The organism is Exiguobacterium sp. GL_137, assembly GCF_057834585.1.
Genome location: NZ_CM174406.1, coordinates 1,170,271 through 1,187,191, shown reverse-complemented (window position 1 = coordinate 1,187,191; position 16,921 = coordinate 1,170,271). Strand labels below are relative to the sequence as shown.

At 49.1% G+C, this 16,921-nt stretch carries 16 protein-coding genes; 4 read left to right on the top strand and 12 right to left on the bottom strand.

The features are described 5' to 3' along the window. Window positions 1-64: 64 nt before the first annotated feature. Both AC3IRK_RS06090 and AC3IRK_RS06085 read left to right on the top strand, forming a co-directional pair. A complete protein-coding gene (locus tag AC3IRK_RS06090; RefSeq protein ID WP_131502927.1) occupies window positions 65-586 on the top strand; it encodes a DUF1836 domain-containing protein in 522 nt (173 codons plus the stop codon). Window positions 587-642: 56 nt separating this feature from the next. After that, window positions 643-1,614: a DUF4003 family protein gene (locus tag AC3IRK_RS06085; protein ID WP_131973063.1), complete on the top strand. Its 972-nt coding sequence runs from the start codon at window positions 643-645 to the stop codon at window positions 1,612-1,614. Between the two features lie 324 nt (window positions 1,615-1,938). On the opposite strand, the gene AC3IRK_RS06080 is transcribed toward AC3IRK_RS06085, so the two are convergent. The 4 genes from AC3IRK_RS06080 to AC3IRK_RS06065 all read right to left on the bottom strand — a co-directional run bounded on the left by AC3IRK_RS06080 (window position 1,939) and on the right by AC3IRK_RS06065 (window position 6,228). Next, on the bottom strand, window positions 1,939-2,235 hold the full coding sequence (locus AC3IRK_RS06080) for a hypothetical protein (RefSeq protein WP_131502929.1): 297 nt from the start codon (window positions 2,233-2,235) through the stop codon (window positions 1,939-1,941). 53 nt (window positions 2,236-2,288) lie between these two features. Then, a complete protein-coding gene (locus AC3IRK_RS06075) occupies window positions 2,289-4,043 on the bottom strand; it encodes a putative bifunctional diguanylate cyclase/phosphodiesterase (RefSeq protein ID WP_489170506.1) in 1,755 nt (584 codons plus the stop codon). A 22-nt stretch (window positions 4,044-4,065) separates the two neighbouring features. Continuing rightward, the gene (locus tag AC3IRK_RS06070) at window positions 4,066-5,709 is read right to left on the bottom strand and encodes a sensor histidine kinase (protein ID WP_255508432.1); all 1,644 of its coding nucleotides are present in this window, start codon (window positions 5,707-5,709) and stop codon (window positions 4,066-4,068) included. Window positions 5,710-5,787: 78 nt separating this feature from the next. Next, window positions 5,788-6,228, bottom strand: coding sequence for a YaiI/YqxD family protein (locus tag AC3IRK_RS06065; RefSeq protein ID WP_131973064.1), 441 nt, complete (start codon window positions 6,226-6,228; stop codon window positions 5,788-5,790). Between the two features lie 131 nt (window positions 6,229-6,359). On the opposite strand from AC3IRK_RS06065, the gene AC3IRK_RS06060 reads away from it, so the two are divergent. Continuing rightward, complete coding sequence (locus AC3IRK_RS06060) at window positions 6,360-8,108, top strand: ABC transporter ATP-binding protein (RefSeq protein ID WP_214853788.1); 1,749 nt, start codon at window positions 6,360-6,362, stop codon at window positions 8,106-8,108. Continuing rightward, window positions 8,105-8,986 (top strand): NAD(P)-binding domain-containing protein, encoded by an 882-nt coding sequence (locus tag AC3IRK_RS06055; RefSeq protein ID WP_131502932.1) that lies wholly within the window; start codon window positions 8,105-8,107, stop codon window positions 8,984-8,986. Before AC3IRK_RS06060 ends, AC3IRK_RS06055 begins: the two co-directional genes overlap by 4 nt. 63 nt (window positions 8,987-9,049) lie before the next feature. Here the strand turns inward: AC3IRK_RS06055 and AC3IRK_RS06050 are convergent, their stop codons facing one another. The 8 genes from AC3IRK_RS06050 to AC3IRK_RS06015 form a co-directional block, all read right to left on the bottom strand. After that, the gene (locus AC3IRK_RS06050; RefSeq protein ID WP_114596145.1) at window positions 9,050-9,688 is read right to left on the bottom strand and encodes a DUF975 family protein; all 639 of its coding nucleotides are present in this window, start codon (window positions 9,686-9,688) and stop codon (window positions 9,050-9,052) included. A 208-nt stretch (window positions 9,689-9,896) separates the two neighbouring features. Beyond that, window positions 9,897-10,562 carry a copper homeostasis protein CutC gene (locus AC3IRK_RS06045; RefSeq protein WP_131502934.1) on the bottom strand — a complete coding sequence of 222 codons (666 nt, stop codon included), beginning with the start codon at window positions 10,560-10,562 and terminating at the stop codon, window positions 9,897-9,899. Window positions 10,563-10,587: 25 nt separating this feature from the next. After that, window positions 10,588-11,352 carry a DeoR/GlpR family DNA-binding transcription regulator gene (locus tag AC3IRK_RS06040; RefSeq protein ID WP_114596147.1) on the bottom strand — a complete coding sequence of 255 codons (765 nt, stop codon included), beginning with the start codon at window positions 11,350-11,352 and terminating at the stop codon, window positions 10,588-10,590. A gap of 201 nt (window positions 11,353-11,553) precedes the next feature. Beyond that, complete coding sequence (gene plsY, locus AC3IRK_RS06035) at window positions 11,554-12,174, bottom strand: glycerol-3-phosphate 1-O-acyltransferase PlsY (RefSeq protein WP_131502935.1); 621 nt, start codon at window positions 12,172-12,174, stop codon at window positions 11,554-11,556. Between the two features lie 17 nt (window positions 12,175-12,191). Continuing rightward, complete coding sequence (locus tag AC3IRK_RS06030; protein WP_489170505.1) at window positions 12,192-13,238, bottom strand: M15 family metallopeptidase; 1,047 nt, start codon at window positions 13,236-13,238, stop codon at window positions 12,192-12,194. 95 nt (window positions 13,239-13,333) lie between these two features. Then, window positions 13,334-13,768, bottom strand: a complete 435-nt coding sequence (locus AC3IRK_RS06025; protein WP_012370047.1) for an acyl-CoA thioesterase — start codon at window positions 13,766-13,768, stop codon at window positions 13,334-13,336. Between the two features lie 12 nt (window positions 13,769-13,780). After that, entirely contained in the window at window positions 13,781-16,024 is a 2,244-nt protein-coding gene (locus AC3IRK_RS06020) for an AAA family ATPase (protein ID WP_426355032.1), read from the bottom strand. Window positions 16,025-16,099: 75 nt separating this feature from the next. Beyond that, entirely contained in the window at window positions 16,100-16,807 is a 708-nt protein-coding gene (locus tag AC3IRK_RS06015) for a hypothetical protein (RefSeq protein ID WP_131973069.1), read from the bottom strand. Between the last annotated feature and the right edge of the window lie 114 nt (window positions 16,808-16,921).

The following is a 16,921-nucleotide window of genomic DNA, read 5'->3' as shown; positions in this document are numbered from 1 at the left end:
AACATTCTATCATACACTAGAGAAATAGGAAGTCATTCCGCATTATTTTTTTGGAGGTATTTTCATGACACAGTCAGAACACCCGAAACCATCACTCGATCGCCAGTTGGAGTTAACGGATATCCCGAACATCGATCTCTACATGGACCAAGTCATTCAATTGTTTGAACGGACGTTTGAAGAGACGACGCGAACCGAAGGCGAAACGATTTTAACGAAGACGATGATTAACAACTACGCCAAGAAAAAATTGTTTTTCCCGGTCACGAATAAAAAATATACGAAAAACCATCTGATCTTAATCAGTTTGATCTACCAGTTGAAAGGAACGTTCTCCATCAATGACATCAAAACGATTTTGACGGACTTGAATACCGGTGTTACGGAACAAACGATTGATTTGGAAGATTTTTATCAAACGTATCTCGATGCGACAGCGGTCAATCAGACCTTGTTCGAGGAGCAGCAGCCTCCGACGGATGACTTGGATCATCTCGAACAGTTGCAACTGATTTTATCGCTCGCCCATATGAGCAACTTGTACCGCCGGGCAGCCGAACGATTGATTGACCGATTAGAAAAGTAACCGTCTTTCTTTTGTGTGTCATGGTAAAATAGGGGAAAAAGGATGAGGTGCAGGAAATGGAACTCGAACAACGTTTTTTACAACGTTTAGATGAAACAGGACATTATTTCGTCACTTACCAGGATGGTATTTTAATCGAACTTGCTTTTGATGCTGTCGTTGGCCGACATCCCGCACCTTTTCCGGAGTTGGAGAAGACAGCTCGGTTTTTGGAAGAGCATCTCCGCTCCCACCAGACACAAGCGTTATTGCTTGCTTCAAAAATTCAGGCATACGACATGGAACCGGCTGAACGGATTGCTCCGATGATGTCAATCTATAGTTTTTTTGCAACACATCGGCTCGTCCATCCGCTCAATGCTTATTCCACCGCTTTATTGATCAGCCGCTTACAGCCGACGGATGTCCAACTTGAGCGGACCGTCTCGTTATACCGCCTTTGCAAAACCTCACACCGGTTCATCGTCTCTCCCCTGCTGATCTCGTTTCTGTTTTTAAACAGTCTCCGCCGGGGCGAGTTATCAACAATCCATGATCAGATCGAATCGCTGTATGACATGTTGAAAAAGCGGTTCGGGCGGTCTCAGCAAACGTATGTCACGGCACTCTTATTTGCCTTATTACCGGACGAGGACCATCACCTCTATCTCGATCAGCTCGTCCAGTCCCGGAACGCTTACCGTAAACACGGGATTCCACTTTCGTTTCATGCGTTGCTTGCGCTACTCGGTCAACCGGAAGTACACCGCGCAGCACTTGAACAGATATCAGACCGTTTGCGGCAAAATCCTCACTTTAAATACCGGAAGGATTTAATTTTCCTGACGGCGGTCCGGCTCTATCTTGCGGATCATCCGACGTTGCACCAATTGTTTGCTCCGTACAGCCCGGCTGACTGGACGAATTCGACTGATTTCATTCCCGTTTTCCTGTTCCCGGTCGACTTGACGGATACGTCCCATGCGACAGACGGCGGGATGGCGGACGGTGGATTTGACGGCGGCGATGGCGGTGGGGGTGGCGATTGAACTCGCCCATCCAGTGCCTGTTTCCGTATAAGATTTTCTAAAAAAATAAAACGGGGCTGACTCAAAAAAGAATCACTCGTTCTTTCATGCCCTTTCCTCAAGCGAGACACAAGCCAGTTTTCCTGCCTCATTTAGGCAGGAAATCGGGTCTTGTTTGTCTCTGACAGCGCAAAAATGCGCTTTTTCCTGTAGGAGTTGCGTGAAGCGAGTGATTCTTTTTTTTACGAGATCAGGGTGGCAGATTATCATTCCGCCACCCTGATCTTTGTAGAGAGTGACTTTTGAGTCAGACCCATTGGTATAAAAGCCGGCACAAGTGCCCGATTATTTTTGTTGATCGTCTGCATCAGACGGTGTCACATCGCCGTCTTCATCGGCTTCGTGAGACAAATCAGGTGCTTCGTCAGATGATGGTTCAGAATCCGGTTGATCTGTTGATTCTGAATCCGCTGACTTCTTGTCTTGATTGTCGGACTGCGGCTCTTTTTCGTGGTGCTCGGATTTTGAATCCGACTCGTTTTGTGCTGCTGTACCGGATTGATCACGACCTGCGATATCGTCGTTTGTCATGCGATTTCCCGATGTAATCGGATCCGTTTCTTTTTCGTGTTGCTCTGACATGGTAACATCCCCCTCGAATCATGATGATTAAAGTATTCCCTTACGAGAGACGGTTAAACATCCTGGGTATGCGTGATCTTTGAAAAATCGGCAATCAAGTTCGTGATCGGTTGCGGATGATGCAGATAATGTCCTTGTACATACAGGGGATTTCCCACCGCAACGATATGCTGGAACTGAGCGCTTGTTTCGACTTCCTGAATGACAAGCGAAATTCCAAGTGCCTGTGTCAACGAATAAACAGACTGGACCATCGACTGTTCGAGCTGGTTTTGAACGAGACGCCGTGTAAAGATTGGATCCAACTTAACGGATTGGACCGGTAAACGGAGTAAGGAGTTGAGCGAAGCATAATGACTCCCGAAATGGTCGACACTCAGTCGATAACCTGCCCGGCGTAACATTTCCAGACGCTCGATGGCTTTCCGTTTTCCGATTTGTAAGACTTCTTCCCGGATTTCAAGCACAATCCGCTCTTTCTTGAACGACGCACAGTTTGCGAACTGTAACAGATCGGCAAGCATCGCATCCGATTTGAATTGACTGGCGGAGAGATTAATTGAAATTGTCACGGGACGTCCCAATTCTGTCTCTAACCGGACACTATCCGAAATCGCCTGTGCAATCGTAAAGTGACCGATTTGACTAAACTTCCCTGTCCGTTCCGCAATCGGAATGAAATCGGCTGGACTGACGAATCCTAAGACCGGATGATTCCAGCGGAGTAGTGCTTCGACGGCAACCGTCTGTCCCAGTTTGGCATTTAAAATCCGTTGATAATACAATTCGAACTGACCACGTTCCAATGCTTGCTCCAATTCCTGTTCCAATACACGGTTAAACGGATGTTGTTCGACCTCGCGTTGCTGATCGACAAATGATATACCCGCTTTTCCGTCCAGTTTGACCTGTTGCATCAGGGCTTCTGCTGCATAGACCTGTGTCTGGCGGTTCATGTGATCGCCCGTTAACAGACTGACACCTGACGAAGCCGTCAAACGAATCGGTTCGTCCGCAAGGTTATTGATTGGCTCCTCAATCGTCTGAATGATGGATTCAGCGAATGTCCGGCCTTGATCTGTAAAATCAGCTTGTTCCAGAGGTGCGAGAACAATGAACTCGTTCCCCTCCATCCGTCCGACGACGTGTTCCGGAATCGCGACATACTTTAAGCGTGACGCAATTTCCTGAAGCACCTGATTTCCAATCCGGTATCCGTACTTCGCATTAATCGCATGAAAGTTATCGAGATTGAGGACCATCAAAAAGGTCGGCTGGCTCGAGACACTCGAAATCAATCGGTTCATATATCGTTCGTTATAGACATCTGTCAATGCATCTTTGATGACGTAGGTCTCGACGCTGATTGATTTACTGATGATGTTCGCGTAATTTTCAATCATCTCTAATTCGGTTTTACTGAATTCGTACGGTTGATCATCAAAAGCGCATAACGTCCCGATTTTCTCGTTATTGGCATTTTTAATCGCGACGCCAAGAAAACTGCCGTTACCCAGTGTTTGGGTGACCGGATGATGACTTGTCATTGGATTCGTCAATAATTCATTAATTTGAATCTTACCGTCTGTTTCATCGATGACGAGTTTACAGAGGACATGTTGGAAGATGTGTGTCGTTCCCTCTTCAATCAGTTCCTTTCCATGATTGATTGCCTTGACGATAAAGTTACTGTTTGAGTCATTTAATGCGAAAAACAGTGTATTGACTCCGATTTTTTCACTCAATTGATTTAAGATATCTTCGACAAGCGGGTGTAAGGCTTCATATCGCATTTGCGAGTTATCCACGGTCCCGTCCCTCCTTTCTTCGTTAGTCCTCTGTCATTTCAGTCGAAAATTGAAGCGTAAACGTACTGCCTTTTCCTTCTTCTGACTGCACGGCAATCGATCCGCCATGATCCATGACAATCATCCGGCAGATCGCTAAACCAAGACCGGTTCCGCCAATTTTTCGCGTGTCCGAGTTATCAGCCCGGTAAAATTTATCAAATACAAACGGTAGTGCTTTTTCCGGAATTCCGATTCCTTCATCTTCAACCGTCAAGACCATGTGTGATCCCTTCATGTGCCCCCGAACTTGAATCGTTCCTCCGTCCGGTGAATATTTGATGGCATTCATGATCAAGTTCGTGAAGAGCTGTTTCATCTTCTCTTCGCTCGCCGTCATCTGATAATCGCCCGCTTCAAACAGAACCCGAATCCGGTGTTTACTGCTCGCAAGCTCGAACATCGGTCGCATCTCATATACCAATCGTTTAAGGTCCAGCCGTTTTTTGACGGTGCCTTGTGAGACATCCTCACCTTTTTGGATTTCTAAAATATCATCAATCAGCTCTGCCAAACGAACGGTCTCGGAGTGGATCGTCTCGAGGTATTTTTTTTGACGCGGACCATCGAGTGAACGACGCATCAACAGTTCCGTAAAGCCCATAATCGACGAGAGCGGTGTTCTTAATTCATGCGAAACAATCGAGACGAACTCCGACTGTTTCAAATCCAGTTCTTTTTCTTTCGTGACATCTCGCAAGACGAGCATCATTCCCCACTCGACATTGGCGATGGCGATTCGTTCGGCATAGGCATTCAGCAACAGATTCCCGCGAAAAGCCGATAGTTCAATCGTCTCTCCGGGAATCTCCCCGTTCATCAATTGACCGATATAGTCATGCAGCGCATCCGGCTGATCAACGTGTTCGAATAAGGAAGTCGCCCGTTCGTACGCATGGCGGAAGCCTTGAGATTGACTGACGAGCTTTGGCGGGAACATGTTCAACAATGCCTGATTGGCATAAATCTGTTCCCCGCTGCTTTCGATATATAAGACCGCTTCCCGAATCGAATCGAGTAATTGATACGTTTTGATTTTTTCATGCTCCATTTGATGGAACAACAGGTGACGTTCAAGCGTCATCCCGAGTTTACGTGACAAATCCAAAATATCCCCGACCTGTTCCAAGTTGAACTGCTCGAATGGATGTTTGAGATAGATGACACCGACGACACCGCCATTGCTTGGTGACTGGACAGGAATCGCCGATTCATACATGTTTTCTGCTACAGGGAGCTGAACCGATTTTCGCATGACAAAAGCACGGCGTAACACAGAATATTGATCCAAATCTTTTTCGATCAATTCAATGTCTTCCACCCCTTGCGTCACAAGGTGACTCAATTGTTCACGGCGATATAACAGGATGGCCCCCGCCTCAAGATTGATGAGTTTCAGCAACTTAACGAGTAATGTCTCACATGCTGACTCGACGTTTTGGGTTGCCAATGCTTCCATGATTTCGTTGCGGTGTTTCAATTTATGTTCAACTTCCGCCAAATCCTGTGTCAGTTGACCGATCCGTTGACGGTCGGTCGTCTGTAACGTCTTGACTGGAAATGGACTGGTCTTCAGACGATACGGTCTCGTCTTCTTTTCAGGACGATATCGTACGATTTTTTTCAATGGGCTTCCTCCTTCCGATTCATGCATTCATGTTTAAAATTATAACACGAGATTTTAATTTTTCGTCGCTCATTCGACTTAAGAACGTGCTGCCGTTTCTGCCAACAAACGTTTAAATGCCTGTTCGAACGCAACATCTTCCTGACGCGTCCGTTTTTTGGGTCCCTTCGTCCGTCCACCTGCCCGCCGGATTTCTTGACCGACATGTCGTGTATGTAGAAGAAAATCTATGTTTTCGTTTGTAAAAATCCGACCATTCTGATCGACGGCTCGTCCATTGCGTGCGAGGGCGAGGGCAGCCAGACCGTAATCCTGGGTCACAACGATGTCTCCCGGCGCCATCCGGTTGACGATGGCAAAGTCGACGGCGTCCGCTCCTTGACCAATCGTGATCGTCGTCGCCCCTTCCCGATTAAACTGATGTGCTGTATCACAGACTAAAAAAACCTCGTATCCTTTGCTCAATCGAATCGTCAAATCGACGACCGGACAACCGTCTGCATCAATCCATATTTTCATATCACGTCACTCCTTCCTTTACTTCGCTTTCATTAAGTGTCCGTGACGACCGGAATCACTGTCAAGTCCATCACTCGAAGTTGACCGTAACTGCCGTAGAACCGACAATAGAAAGGAAAGGATGTGCCGAATTGAAACCTGCAACATTTACCTCATTTTTATCCTTACTAAAGAAAAGTGAACCACCGGTCGGACTGCTGTCAGCTGCCGTGACGGTTTCAATCATTCAGGCACTCGCTGCTTTGATGATTCCCTGGTTTTTGAAATCCCTGATCGACAACTTCTCCATCGATCAGGTCACACCGGGCTTGGTCGCCCTCTTCATCACGGTCTTCATCGTCCAGATGATCAGCAATGCTTTTTCCATCTACTGGCTGCAAGTCGCCGGGCAACGGATTGTCGCCAACTTGCGGACGATGTTGTGGAAACACTTGCTAGCTTTACCCATTCCGTTCTATGACGAAACGAAGTCAGGCGAACTCGTCTCACGTCTCAACAACGATGCGACGACCTTACAACAATTATTATCGGAGCAACTCGTTCGTCTGTTGACCTCAATCGTCTCGATTGTCGGTGCGATTACGATTTTATTTTTCCTCGACTGGCAAATGACGCTCGTCATGGTCATCGCCGTCCCGTTGACATTATTGATCATCATTCCGCTCGTTCGGAAACTGCATCAGATTTCACGGGAGACGCAAAAAGAGCTCGCCGGCTTATCGGGATTTTTTGCAGAGATGCTCGGTGAAGTCCGCTTGGTCAAATCACAGGCGACAGAAACCTATGAAATGGAACGCGGAAAAACGCGGATTGAACATCTGTTTGGCTTCGGTGTCAAAGAAGGGAAGATTCAGGCAATCTTACTGCCCGTCTTCAACGTCGCCCTGACCTCGATGTTGATTGTCATCATCAGTTTCGGTGCTTACCGCGTCTCGACGAATCAGATTACAGCGGGCGAACTCGTCGCCTTTTCGTTATATCTGTTTCAAATCATGACGCCGCTCGTGACGATGACCGAGTTCGTCTCGAAATTACAAAAAGCGCGCGGGGCAACGGAACGGATTTCGGAACTGCTCGAAGAACGACCGGAACAGGACGGTACCCGACAGGTTGAGCGTCCGTTCGCAGCCGTTCACTTTAATCATTTGTCGTTCGGCTATGACGACACGACACTGTTGCACGACGTCACCTTCTCCTTGCCGCGTGGTCAAACCACGGCAATCGTCGGTCCGAGCGGCTCCGGTAAATCGACCTTGTTCGCTCTACTCGAACGCTTTTATCTGCCGACGAACGGTCAAATCGAGCTCGGTCCTCATGCAATTGATCAGTTTGAACTGGCCAGCTGGCGTAATACGATCGGTTATGTCGCCCAGGACTCACCCGTCTTGTCGGGAACAATCCGCGACAATCTGTTATACGGCTTGACGCAAGATGTCACGGAACAACAAATCCGCGACGCCGCCGAGATGGCGAATGCCGATGAATTCATTTCTTCGTTTACACTCGGATATGACACGGAAATTGGCGAACGCGGTGTTAAACTGTCCGGCGGTCAACGGCAACGGATTGCGATTGCCCGCGCCCTCCTGCGGGATCCGGAATTGTTATTGCTCGACGAAGCAACTTCGAGCCTTGACTCGGAATCGGAACGGGTCGTCCAGGAAGCGCTCGAACGCCTGATGGAAGGACGGACGACATTCGTCATTGCCCATCGCTTAGCGACGGTCCGTCACGCCGATCAAATCGTCGTCCTCGAACAGGGACGTGTTTCCGGTATCGGGACACATGATACCCTCGTTGAGACAAATGTTTTGTATAATAAACTCGTAACGCAACAATTCATCGGTCACACCGAAACGACCAGGGGGAGTAACACATGACAAAAACAATTGGTTTCATCGGACTCGGCGTCATGGGGCAAGGCATGGTCCGCAACTTACTAAAAGCCGGTTTTTCCGTCAAAGGTTATAACCGGACGAAAGAAAAAGGCTTGCCGCTCGAACAGGACGGCGCTGTGATCGTCGATACGATTCAGGAAGCCGTGACGGATGTCGATGTCGTCATCTCGATTGTCGGCTATCCGCAGGACGTCGAACAGATTTACTTGGCGGAGGACGGGATTTTAGCATCCGCTAACCCAGGGACAATCGTCATCGACATGACGACATCGAGTCCTGCGCTCGCCATCCGGATTGCCGAACAGGCTGCTCAAAACGGTCTTTCTGCGCTTGATGCACCGGTCACGGGCGGCGATCTCGGAGCAAAAAACGGTACGCTCGCGATTCTCGCCGGTGGCGACGAAAAAGCATTTAACACGGTTCAACCGTTATTTGAAGCAATGGGAAAATCAATCGCCCGTTTCGGAGGTCCGGGACAAGGACAATCGGCCAAGCTCGCCAATCAGATTGCGATTGCCGGATCGATGATCGGGACAGCCGAGATGTTGCTGTTCGTCACGAAATCGGGAATCGATCCGACACAGTTCGTCGAGACGATCAAAAGCGGCTCCGCCGGCAGCTGGTCACTTGAAAACCTGATTCCGCGTGTCATTGCGGAAAACTATTCGCCGGGCTTCTTCGTCAAACATTTCATCAAAGACATGAACCTTGCGCTCGAACGGGCCGAAGAGATGGGGATTGCAACACCGGGACTTGCGCTCGTCAAAGACTTATATGACGAGCTGGCAGCATCCGGTCATGCCGAATCCGGGACACAGGCCCTCTACTTGTTGTTAAAAGAGAAAACACCGTCCCGTTAAAGGATTAAAAACAACAAAAACGAGTCTGACGCTTCCGCACAGGGGGAAGTCAGACTCGTTTTTTTACGCTGAACGCGTTGCTGTCTGTTGCTCTTTTTTTAATTGTTCATAGAAGTGCGCCATCGTCGTATCAAAATACGGCGTCAGCAGAACAACTCCGACGGTACTGAGCAGCGCAAGAATCCCCCAAAGGATGAAACTGAGATAAAGTTTCGCCAGCCGCCACTTATGCCCATGCATCATCCGGCGGCTTTCACCAAGGACCTGTATAAACGACAGATCCGGTCGGTCGACCAATAAAAACGGCACCAATCGGTACATCAGATAAAAGTAAATTGCCGGAAGGATCAAAAAAGAACCGATGTAAACGAGTAACGTTACCAGTGTATAGGCTGCCATCGTCTTCAGGTAGAAACGGATCGACGCAAACCCTTCAAATAACGTCCCGATACCGGCTGATTCTCCGCGGACGAATCGTAAGTAGGCAATTGTCCGTCCAAGCGTGACGGGGGACAGCACAATCGTCACGACGATGTTCAAGGCGACGAACCGTAACATGCTGTCGAGATTATCCTGGTCAAACGACATCCGGCTGGCAGCAAGTGCAAAGATGACGAAGTAGATGATTGAGATGCTGAGCGCTGTCAGCCACTTCCCTTTTAATGTCGCAAGTGCAGCTTGTTTGTACTGTAAATTTGTCATAATGAACTCCTTTATCTTTCAACATTCCTGTTTTAGTGTACCGTAGTCTGCTTTGAAAAAATAGCAATCATCTCCTCACAAGGCTGAAGATGTGACGATTTTTGGACAGCTTTGACGATTGGTTTCTCCAAAATAAAAAAAGAGGAACAGATTCAAATCTGCCCTCTTTTCTCATAAGGTTAACTGTTACGCCAACGAATAACTTTGATTAACGTGCCAGCAATTGTTTTAACGCTTTGACCTTCTCCGGATCGACTTGACCGTCGACGAGGACAGCGGATCCGACATGTAACTCGGTTGCGTTCGTTGCATTAAGTAATTCTTCCGCCCGCTCGACTGTGATACCGGAACCCGGCAAGACAATCAGGTCCGGATGCTGTTCGATCAGTTCGGCGATGACAGCCTGACCTTCCAGTGCCGTCGGTTGTGCCCCGGACGTCAAAATCCGGTCGACTTCCGGAAAATCAGCCAGGACTTCCGCTGCTTCCAGGATGTCCCGACTGCTGTCGATGGCCCGGTGGAACGTCAACGACAAGTCGCCTTTATGTTTAATAATCCGTCCGAGGAATCCTTCATCGACACGACCGTCCGGCGTCAAGGATCCGACGACGATGCCTGCTGCTCCGAGTTCCCGGACTAAATCGATATCGGTGATAATCGTTTCCTGATCGGCTTTCGAATAGACAAACGATTTGCTGTGCGGACGCACGAGGACGTGGACCGGAATCTCGACCGACGACAAAACTTGCCGGATCAAGCCGTAACTCGGTGTCAGCCCGCCTTCCGATAAGGCGGATACGAGTTCCAACCGGTCAGCTCCCGCCCGCTCGGCTGCTGTTGCTTCTTCGACTGTTGCTGCAATGATTTCTAACATGATACATCCCTCCCGCCCTAGTGTATCACGAGACGACTGTCCAATTCACCCGTTCGTTGAACAGTTTCATTTCCCATGACGGCGGATAGGTCGAGGGACTGAGGACGATTTTAGCCCGCCGGAATTCGGCGACTTTGTACTTCCGGTTTCCTTCAAACTCGTCACACGCCAAAAAGGCATACACGTCCTTCGTCCGTCCGATGATCGCTTTTTGAATCAGGGACGATTCGATGTCATCGCTGACGAATCCCCGCTCGATTTCGGCGCCGTCAAATGTCAAAAACGATGCATCAAAGGCGTAAGCATCAAGCGCTTGTAACACTTCGACACCGACCGTCTGTCCGAATGAATCGACGGTTCCGCCGAGCAAGCGAATTTCACCATGAAACGGTCCGGTTTCCCGGCATTGTTCCAGATGACTGGCAATCGATAAAGAATTCGTCACGATGGTCGCTCCCCCACTGAGGTACGGCAACAGATGTTCGACCGGTTCCCCTTTTCCTAAAAAGATGCAGGAATAGTCACTGAGCCAACCTTTGGCATACCGGGCCAGGCGCCGTGATAATTGGTCCGTCCGTCGTGAAATCGACGACTCTTGTTTTCCGCCGTGATAGATTGCCCCACCATACACCCGCTTCAGTTGCCGTTCCCGTTCGAGTTCCTCAAGATAGCGCCGGACCGTCTCACCGGAGACGTCTAAACGATCGATCAAATCTTTCGTCATGACTTTCCCTTCTTCTTCGAGCCATTGCATGATTTGTGATTTCCGTTCCTCTCCTAATAACGACACATGACCTTCCCCCTTCACAGACAAGTACTACTTCTAGTGTAGCGAACGTCTGTAAAGGTCTTGTAAATCCGGTGTAAAAAAACGTGTAATTCCTATGAAATGTTGTTGAATTCGTTCATTTTTCAGATTAACAAGATATTCACAAAAAAACCGGATCCTCCTGTCCTTCTTTTATAGAAGAACAACAGCATCCGGTTGAAATCAGTCGGTGTCTTTTTTATCTTTCACAAACATACCAATCTTTGATTCCGTCCCTTGACGGATCCGGCTGATGTTTTCGCGGTGTTTAAAGATAACGAACAGTGCAAGAATCGTAAAGAACGTCGGGACGATCCAGTCCTGCTCGATGATGCCGATCGTAATCGAAACAACGATGCCGATGCTTGCCGCAACGATTGAGCTGAGTGAAACCATCCGGCTCAGTCGTAATGTCGTTAAAAACGAGACGAGCAAAAAGAGGAACAAAATCGGACTCGTCACGAGCAGCATCCCGCCGGAAGTCGCGACCGCTTTTCCGCCTTTGAACTTGGCAAAGACCGGATAAATATGTCCGATGACGGCCGCTAGACCAGCAAACAGCGGATGCAGTTCGGAAGCGAGCAGGATCGGGACGAGACTGGCGACTGCGCCTTTACCGAGATCACCAATCAAGACGATAATCCCTGCCTTTTTTCCTAAAACCCGGAACGTATTCGTCGTCCCGAGATTCCCACTGCCGTGCTGCCGAATATCAATGCCATGTCCCCATTTTCCGACAAGCAGAGCAAACGGAATCGAGCCGAGTAAATAGCCTAAAATTAAAATCCCGATGATTTCAATCATGGTCAACCTCCAACGTATTAGTGACCGACCTTCATATATTCTTCGAGAGTCTGTCCATTATTTTTAATTTGTGTGGCTGGACCGACACCAACATACCGGATGTGCCATGGCTCATACGTGTACCCAGTCCGTGACTGGAACCCACGGTCGTACCGGACGATAAATCCATACTTCGCTGCGTTGTTCGCAATCCATTTTCCTTCTTTTGTATCTCCAAGTTCTGCCGTCAATCCATTCCCGACACTCGGTGCCGAGATATCAAACACAAGTCCGGTCTGGTGCTCACTGTGACCAGGACGGGCAGAATATTGATCGGCTGCCACTTTTCCGTCACGGGCGACGTAGTTGTTATAAAGGACCGTCTGACGTGAACCAGAACGGAATCCACTGACGGCATTTAGTGTCACGCCGTCGGCTTTCGCATCAGCAAACATTTTTTCCATCTGTTTCGCTGCCGGTGCCCGCATATAACTTTGTTCAAGGACACCTGAATACGAGAAGCTGACGTTTGGTACGACTAAGTCCGACGGTTTGTAATCAATCGGTAAGCTGTATTTTTTATTGACGACGACTAACTCACCCAGTGATAAATCGGCTTTTGTATCCGATTTATCGACGTCCGGTGTTTCGGACTCCGGTTTAGACGGTTTGGCAGGTTCCGGATCCTGAGCGGAATCGGTTTTCCCATCGTCTTTTTTATCGGCCGATTTGTCTTCTGTCGAAGATTCGTCCGATGACTTCTCTTCCGTCGTTTTCTCTTCAGCTGCTTTATCGGCCGCTGTTTTCTCTTCGGCCGCTTTTTCATCGGCTGCTTTTTGATCGGCCGCTGCCTGTTCTTCTGCTTTTTTCTCAGCTTCCGCTTTCGCATCGGCTTCTTTTTTCGCTTCTGCTGTTTCTTTTTCTTTTGCTACTTCGGCATCACTTTTTTCAGAATCTGAAGTGGCCTTTTCGTCTGCGCTTTTATTCGCCTGTTCGGTTTTTGAGTTGTCTTCCGCTTCCTGATCCCCAGGGTTACATCCTGCAAGGAGGAGCGCCAATGTACTGACTGCTACGATTTTTTTCATTTTTAATTCCCCGCTTCCTTGGTGCTATTCTATGTTACCTCTAATCGACTGATTAGAAAAGCCCTCACGCAAGAAATCCTGCTGAGGGCGGAGGCTTAATTTGAGATGAGTGCAGCATCTTCGGTACGCATTTGTTCGTAAATCGCGTGCCAGTTCGGAAAGACTTTTGGTAAACGGATCGGACGGAAGTTCTCTTTTTTGACGACGACATGCGACGTTTTTCCTGCGACCGCCAGTTGACCGTCGGCATTCTTGACTTCATAACCGTAAATCGTCCGCAGACCGTCGTAATGATCAACCCAGACGGAAACCTGTGCCACGTCACCGTATGTTAACGACCGTTTGTAATCGAGATTCACATTCGTGACCGGCGAAACATATCCGGCTTCTTCCATTTCCTTGTAATCAAGTCCAAGTGACTTGATCAGTTCCGTCCGTGCAATCTCAAAATAAACGAGATAATTCGAATGATAAACGATGCCCATCATATCGGTTTCAGCGTAACGGACTGGTATTTCAATCGTGTACATGAAGCTTCCCCCTTAAAAATCCTCTTTTTCAAGATAGGACCATTCTGAACCGCTTAAGCTAAGTTTGTCAATTAATCTGACGGATTGCTTCGCGATTGCCCGTTCGACAATCGTAATCGCGGCACGGGCATTGCCGTTCGGAACCGTCTCAATCATCTGCTCAAGCGTCTGTTTCGCTTCATCCGTCAATTGATACCCGTATTGGGCAGCATAATTGATGATGATTTCAATCAGTTCTTCCTTCACATAGTTCGGGAAATGGAACTCCCGTTTAAAACGTGACTTCAGTCCGGGATTGCTTGCAAGCAAGGCCTGCATCGGCTGTTCGTAACCGGCGAGGACAACGACGAGATTATCGGCATGTTTCGTCATCTCGTCGACCAGCGTATCGATTGCTTCTTTCCCGAAGTCGTTGGCACCCCCGTTCAGCGCATAGGCCTCGTCGATGAACAAGACACCGCCGAGGGCATCCCGGATCACGTCGCGGGTCTGTTGCGCCGTTTGTCCGACGTATCCGGACACGAGATCGGCCCGGCTGACGACTTTTAAGTGCCCCCGCTTCAAGTAACCGCACTGACGGAGGACATCCGCATAGAGAGCTGCGACCGTCGTTTTTCCGGTCCCGCTGTTCCCGCTGAAGACAGCATGCAGTTCAACCGGCAAGACTTTAAAGCCTGCCTCCTGTCGACGCTTCTGCATCGATAATAATGCCTGGATTTGTTTGATTTCCGCTTTCAACGGCTGTAATCCGACAAGCTGTTCAAGTCGTTCTTCGACAGTATTATCGTCTGAAGCGACGAGTTCAAAATCCGTTTGTTCGAGCAACGCAAAATCTTCGTGACTGGCACTTTCCCCGAGACTCGCCCCTTTTTTAAAGATCGCATCGAGAACGATATTGCGGACGGCGCGCCCGTTCCCGAAACTCGCGTCGACCCGTTCCCGTTCGAGCCGGGACAACAACGCCCGCTCTGCCTGCTCCGTCAGGACATAATCGTTGACGGTCGCAATCGAACGGCCGATTTCAAGCAGTTCCGTATCCGTATAGTCCGCAAGCAGGTAATGATTCGATTCCGGGAAACGGCTCCGCAGTCCGGGATTCGCTTTCAGGAAATCACGCATTTCTTCCGGATAACCGGCAAGCACGACGGCAAACCGACCGGCGTATTCTCCGCTCGTCATCGCTGCAACGAGGGTATCAATCGCGGCTTGACCGTAATCATTGCCGCTTTGACCGGCCCGTTTTAAGGCGTAGGCCTCGTCGATGAACAGGACACCTCCGACCGCTTCGCGGACTTTACTCATGACCTGTTCTTCCGTCTGACCGACAAACGCACCGACGAGCGACGAGCGGTCCGTCTCGACGACTTCCGGCCGTTCCAACAGACCGAGTTCGTGATAGATTTTCGCCATCAACCGGGCAAGTGTCGTTTTACCGGTCCCGGGATTCCCCATAAAAATCATGTGGAGGGACGGCTGATCACTCGAGCGATAGCCGTCCGACGTCCGTTTTTGCTGATACTTCAAGAACCGGTACATCTGATGGACACGCAACTTAATGTCTTCCAGTCCGATCATCGCATCGAGTTCCTCGAGCGCCGACCGTTCGACCTGTTTGATTTCTGCCGGAAGCAGCGCAACGACCCGGCGTAAATCCTGCAGTGCCGTCGCTTTCAGTTCCGTCATCTCCCGGAACGCGTCACGCGAATAAAATCGTTCCTGCAGACTGTTAAGGAACTCCGTCGCAATCTGCTCAAGCGTCGCACTCGACAACAATAAGGCTTTTCCGGCTTCGAACAATTCCGACCAGCGCGCAGCATCCAGCCGGCGCAACCGTTCCGTCTGTTCGACGACCTGTTCCGTCTCGTGCAGGATTTGACCCGCTTGTTGAATCAGTTCCTTTGTCGCTGACCGTTTGGCATTGGCATTGTCCGTCTCGCGGATCGTCGGAAAAGTGTTAGCGACGAGCAATTGGTAACTGCTCTGGAGCTGCTGTTCGATCAGCAACTGTTCAAGCCGTTCCGGCAGCCGGTCGTGCTGGCGGATTTCCTGCATCCAGCTTTCGGCCAGGGCATCGATCCGTCCCGTCATGATGTAACGGTGTTCGACGAGTAAAGCTAAAATCCGGACTAATGCTTCTGTTTCCTGTAATAGGCGACTGCTTTGGGCATAACGTAAGGCGAGAACTTCTTCGACCTTCGCCCCGTTTTCCCAAGCCGTAATTTGTTTGAACATCTCCTCTTTTGAGAACGTCTCCATGTTATCTTGATTCCTCCCGCTTCTCGAAAAAACCGACTGTGGTCGTCACGGTGTGACGCTCCAGTCGGTCTGTCCTCATTTAGCTTTTAACCAGTTTGGATCGAATGTATCCAGTGTCTCGATTTTTTTCATCTTGACCGAATAAAATAGTTTTCCATTGTTACGTGACTCGGCTCCAAGTACTTTCGACCGGTCGGACGCGACATAGTAGGTCGCTTCTTCCGCATTGTCGTCCTTATCGAAGAACGATGGATACTGTTTAATCCATTCTTTCGGGACTGTGCTTGCCGGCTCTTTTTTGACGTAAACGTCAGCCGCATTTCCGGCGATATCGGCTTCGCCTTCGACTTGACCAAAATCACCATTTTCGATGAACTTGATGATCTGTTCGTTAAAGCCGCGTGACAAGAACGGACGCGGTGCACTGACACTCTTCGACGCTTTCGTCTCATTCAACAATTTTCCGTCGGCAGCGTATTCGCGGAACATCTTCCCGTCCCAAATCGCCATCGTTCCTTTAGATGGTCCGTCGATGACTTCTGTCCGGAAGTGGCCTTTATCATCAAAAACGACTTCATATGTCCGCGTCTCGAGAGCGTCTTCCGTCGTCGACAGTTTCTTTTCGACGTACTGAATCCGCGACATCGTGTAAAACGGTTTGACCGGAGCAGCTTTATCTTCATTAGCGGTCTGTGTCTTATTCAAAAGGTAAAAATTATAGGCAAGGAGTATCGCCATTGCCACGATTGCGACTGCAATCCATGTGCTCGTTCGTTTCGTCATGCCATGTACACCATCCTAAATTTGTCTCGTTTCATGTTAATGGTATCGGTTTTAGGCATAGAATACAAAGGGTTTGTCCAAGATTCCCGCATTTCTGAAGAAATGCGTCAGACT

Bases quoted from the DNA above. Each gene is read 5' to 3' on its own strand.
- AC3IRK_RS06090 (WP_131502927.1), top strand. From the start codon at position 65: ATGACACAGTCAGAACACCCGAAACCATCACTCGATCGCCAGTTGGAG.
- AC3IRK_RS06085 (WP_131973063.1), top strand. From the start codon at position 643: ATGGAACTCGAACAACGTTTTTTACAACGTTTAGATGAAACAGGACAT.
- AC3IRK_RS06080 (WP_131502929.1), bottom strand. From the start codon at position 2,235: ATGTCAGAGCAACACGAAAAAGAAACGGATCCGATTACATCGGGAAAT.
- AC3IRK_RS06065 (WP_131973064.1), bottom strand. From the start codon at position 6,228: ATGAAAATATGGATTGATGCAGACGGTTGTCCGGTCGTCGATTTGACG.
- AC3IRK_RS06055 (WP_131502932.1), top strand. From the start codon at position 8,105: ATGACAAAAACAATTGGTTTCATCGGACTCGGCGTCATGGGGCAAGGC.
- AC3IRK_RS06050 (WP_114596145.1), bottom strand. From the start codon at position 9,688: ATGACAAATTTACAGTACAAACAAGCTGCACTTGCGACATTAAAAGGG.
- AC3IRK_RS06045 (WP_131502934.1), bottom strand. From the start codon at position 10,562: ATGTTAGAAATCATTGCAGCAACAGTCGAAGAAGCAACAGCAGCCGAG.
- plsY (WP_131502935.1), bottom strand. From the start codon at position 12,174: ATGATTGAAATCATCGGGATTTTAATTTTAGGCTATTTACTCGGCTCG.
- AC3IRK_RS06030 (WP_489170505.1), bottom strand. From the start codon at position 13,238: ATGAAAAAAATCGTAGCAGTCAGTACATTGGCGCTCCTCCTTGCAGGA.
- AC3IRK_RS06025 (WP_012370047.1), bottom strand. From the start codon at position 13,768: ATGTACACGATTGAAATACCAGTCCGTTACGCTGAAACCGATATGATG.
- AC3IRK_RS06020 (WP_426355032.1), bottom strand. From the start codon at position 16,024: ATGGAGACGTTCTCAAAAGAGGAGATGTTCAAACAAATTACGGCTTGG.
- AC3IRK_RS06015 (WP_131973069.1), bottom strand. From the start codon at position 16,807: ATGACGAAACGAACGAGCACATGGATTGCAGTCGCAATCGTGGCAATG.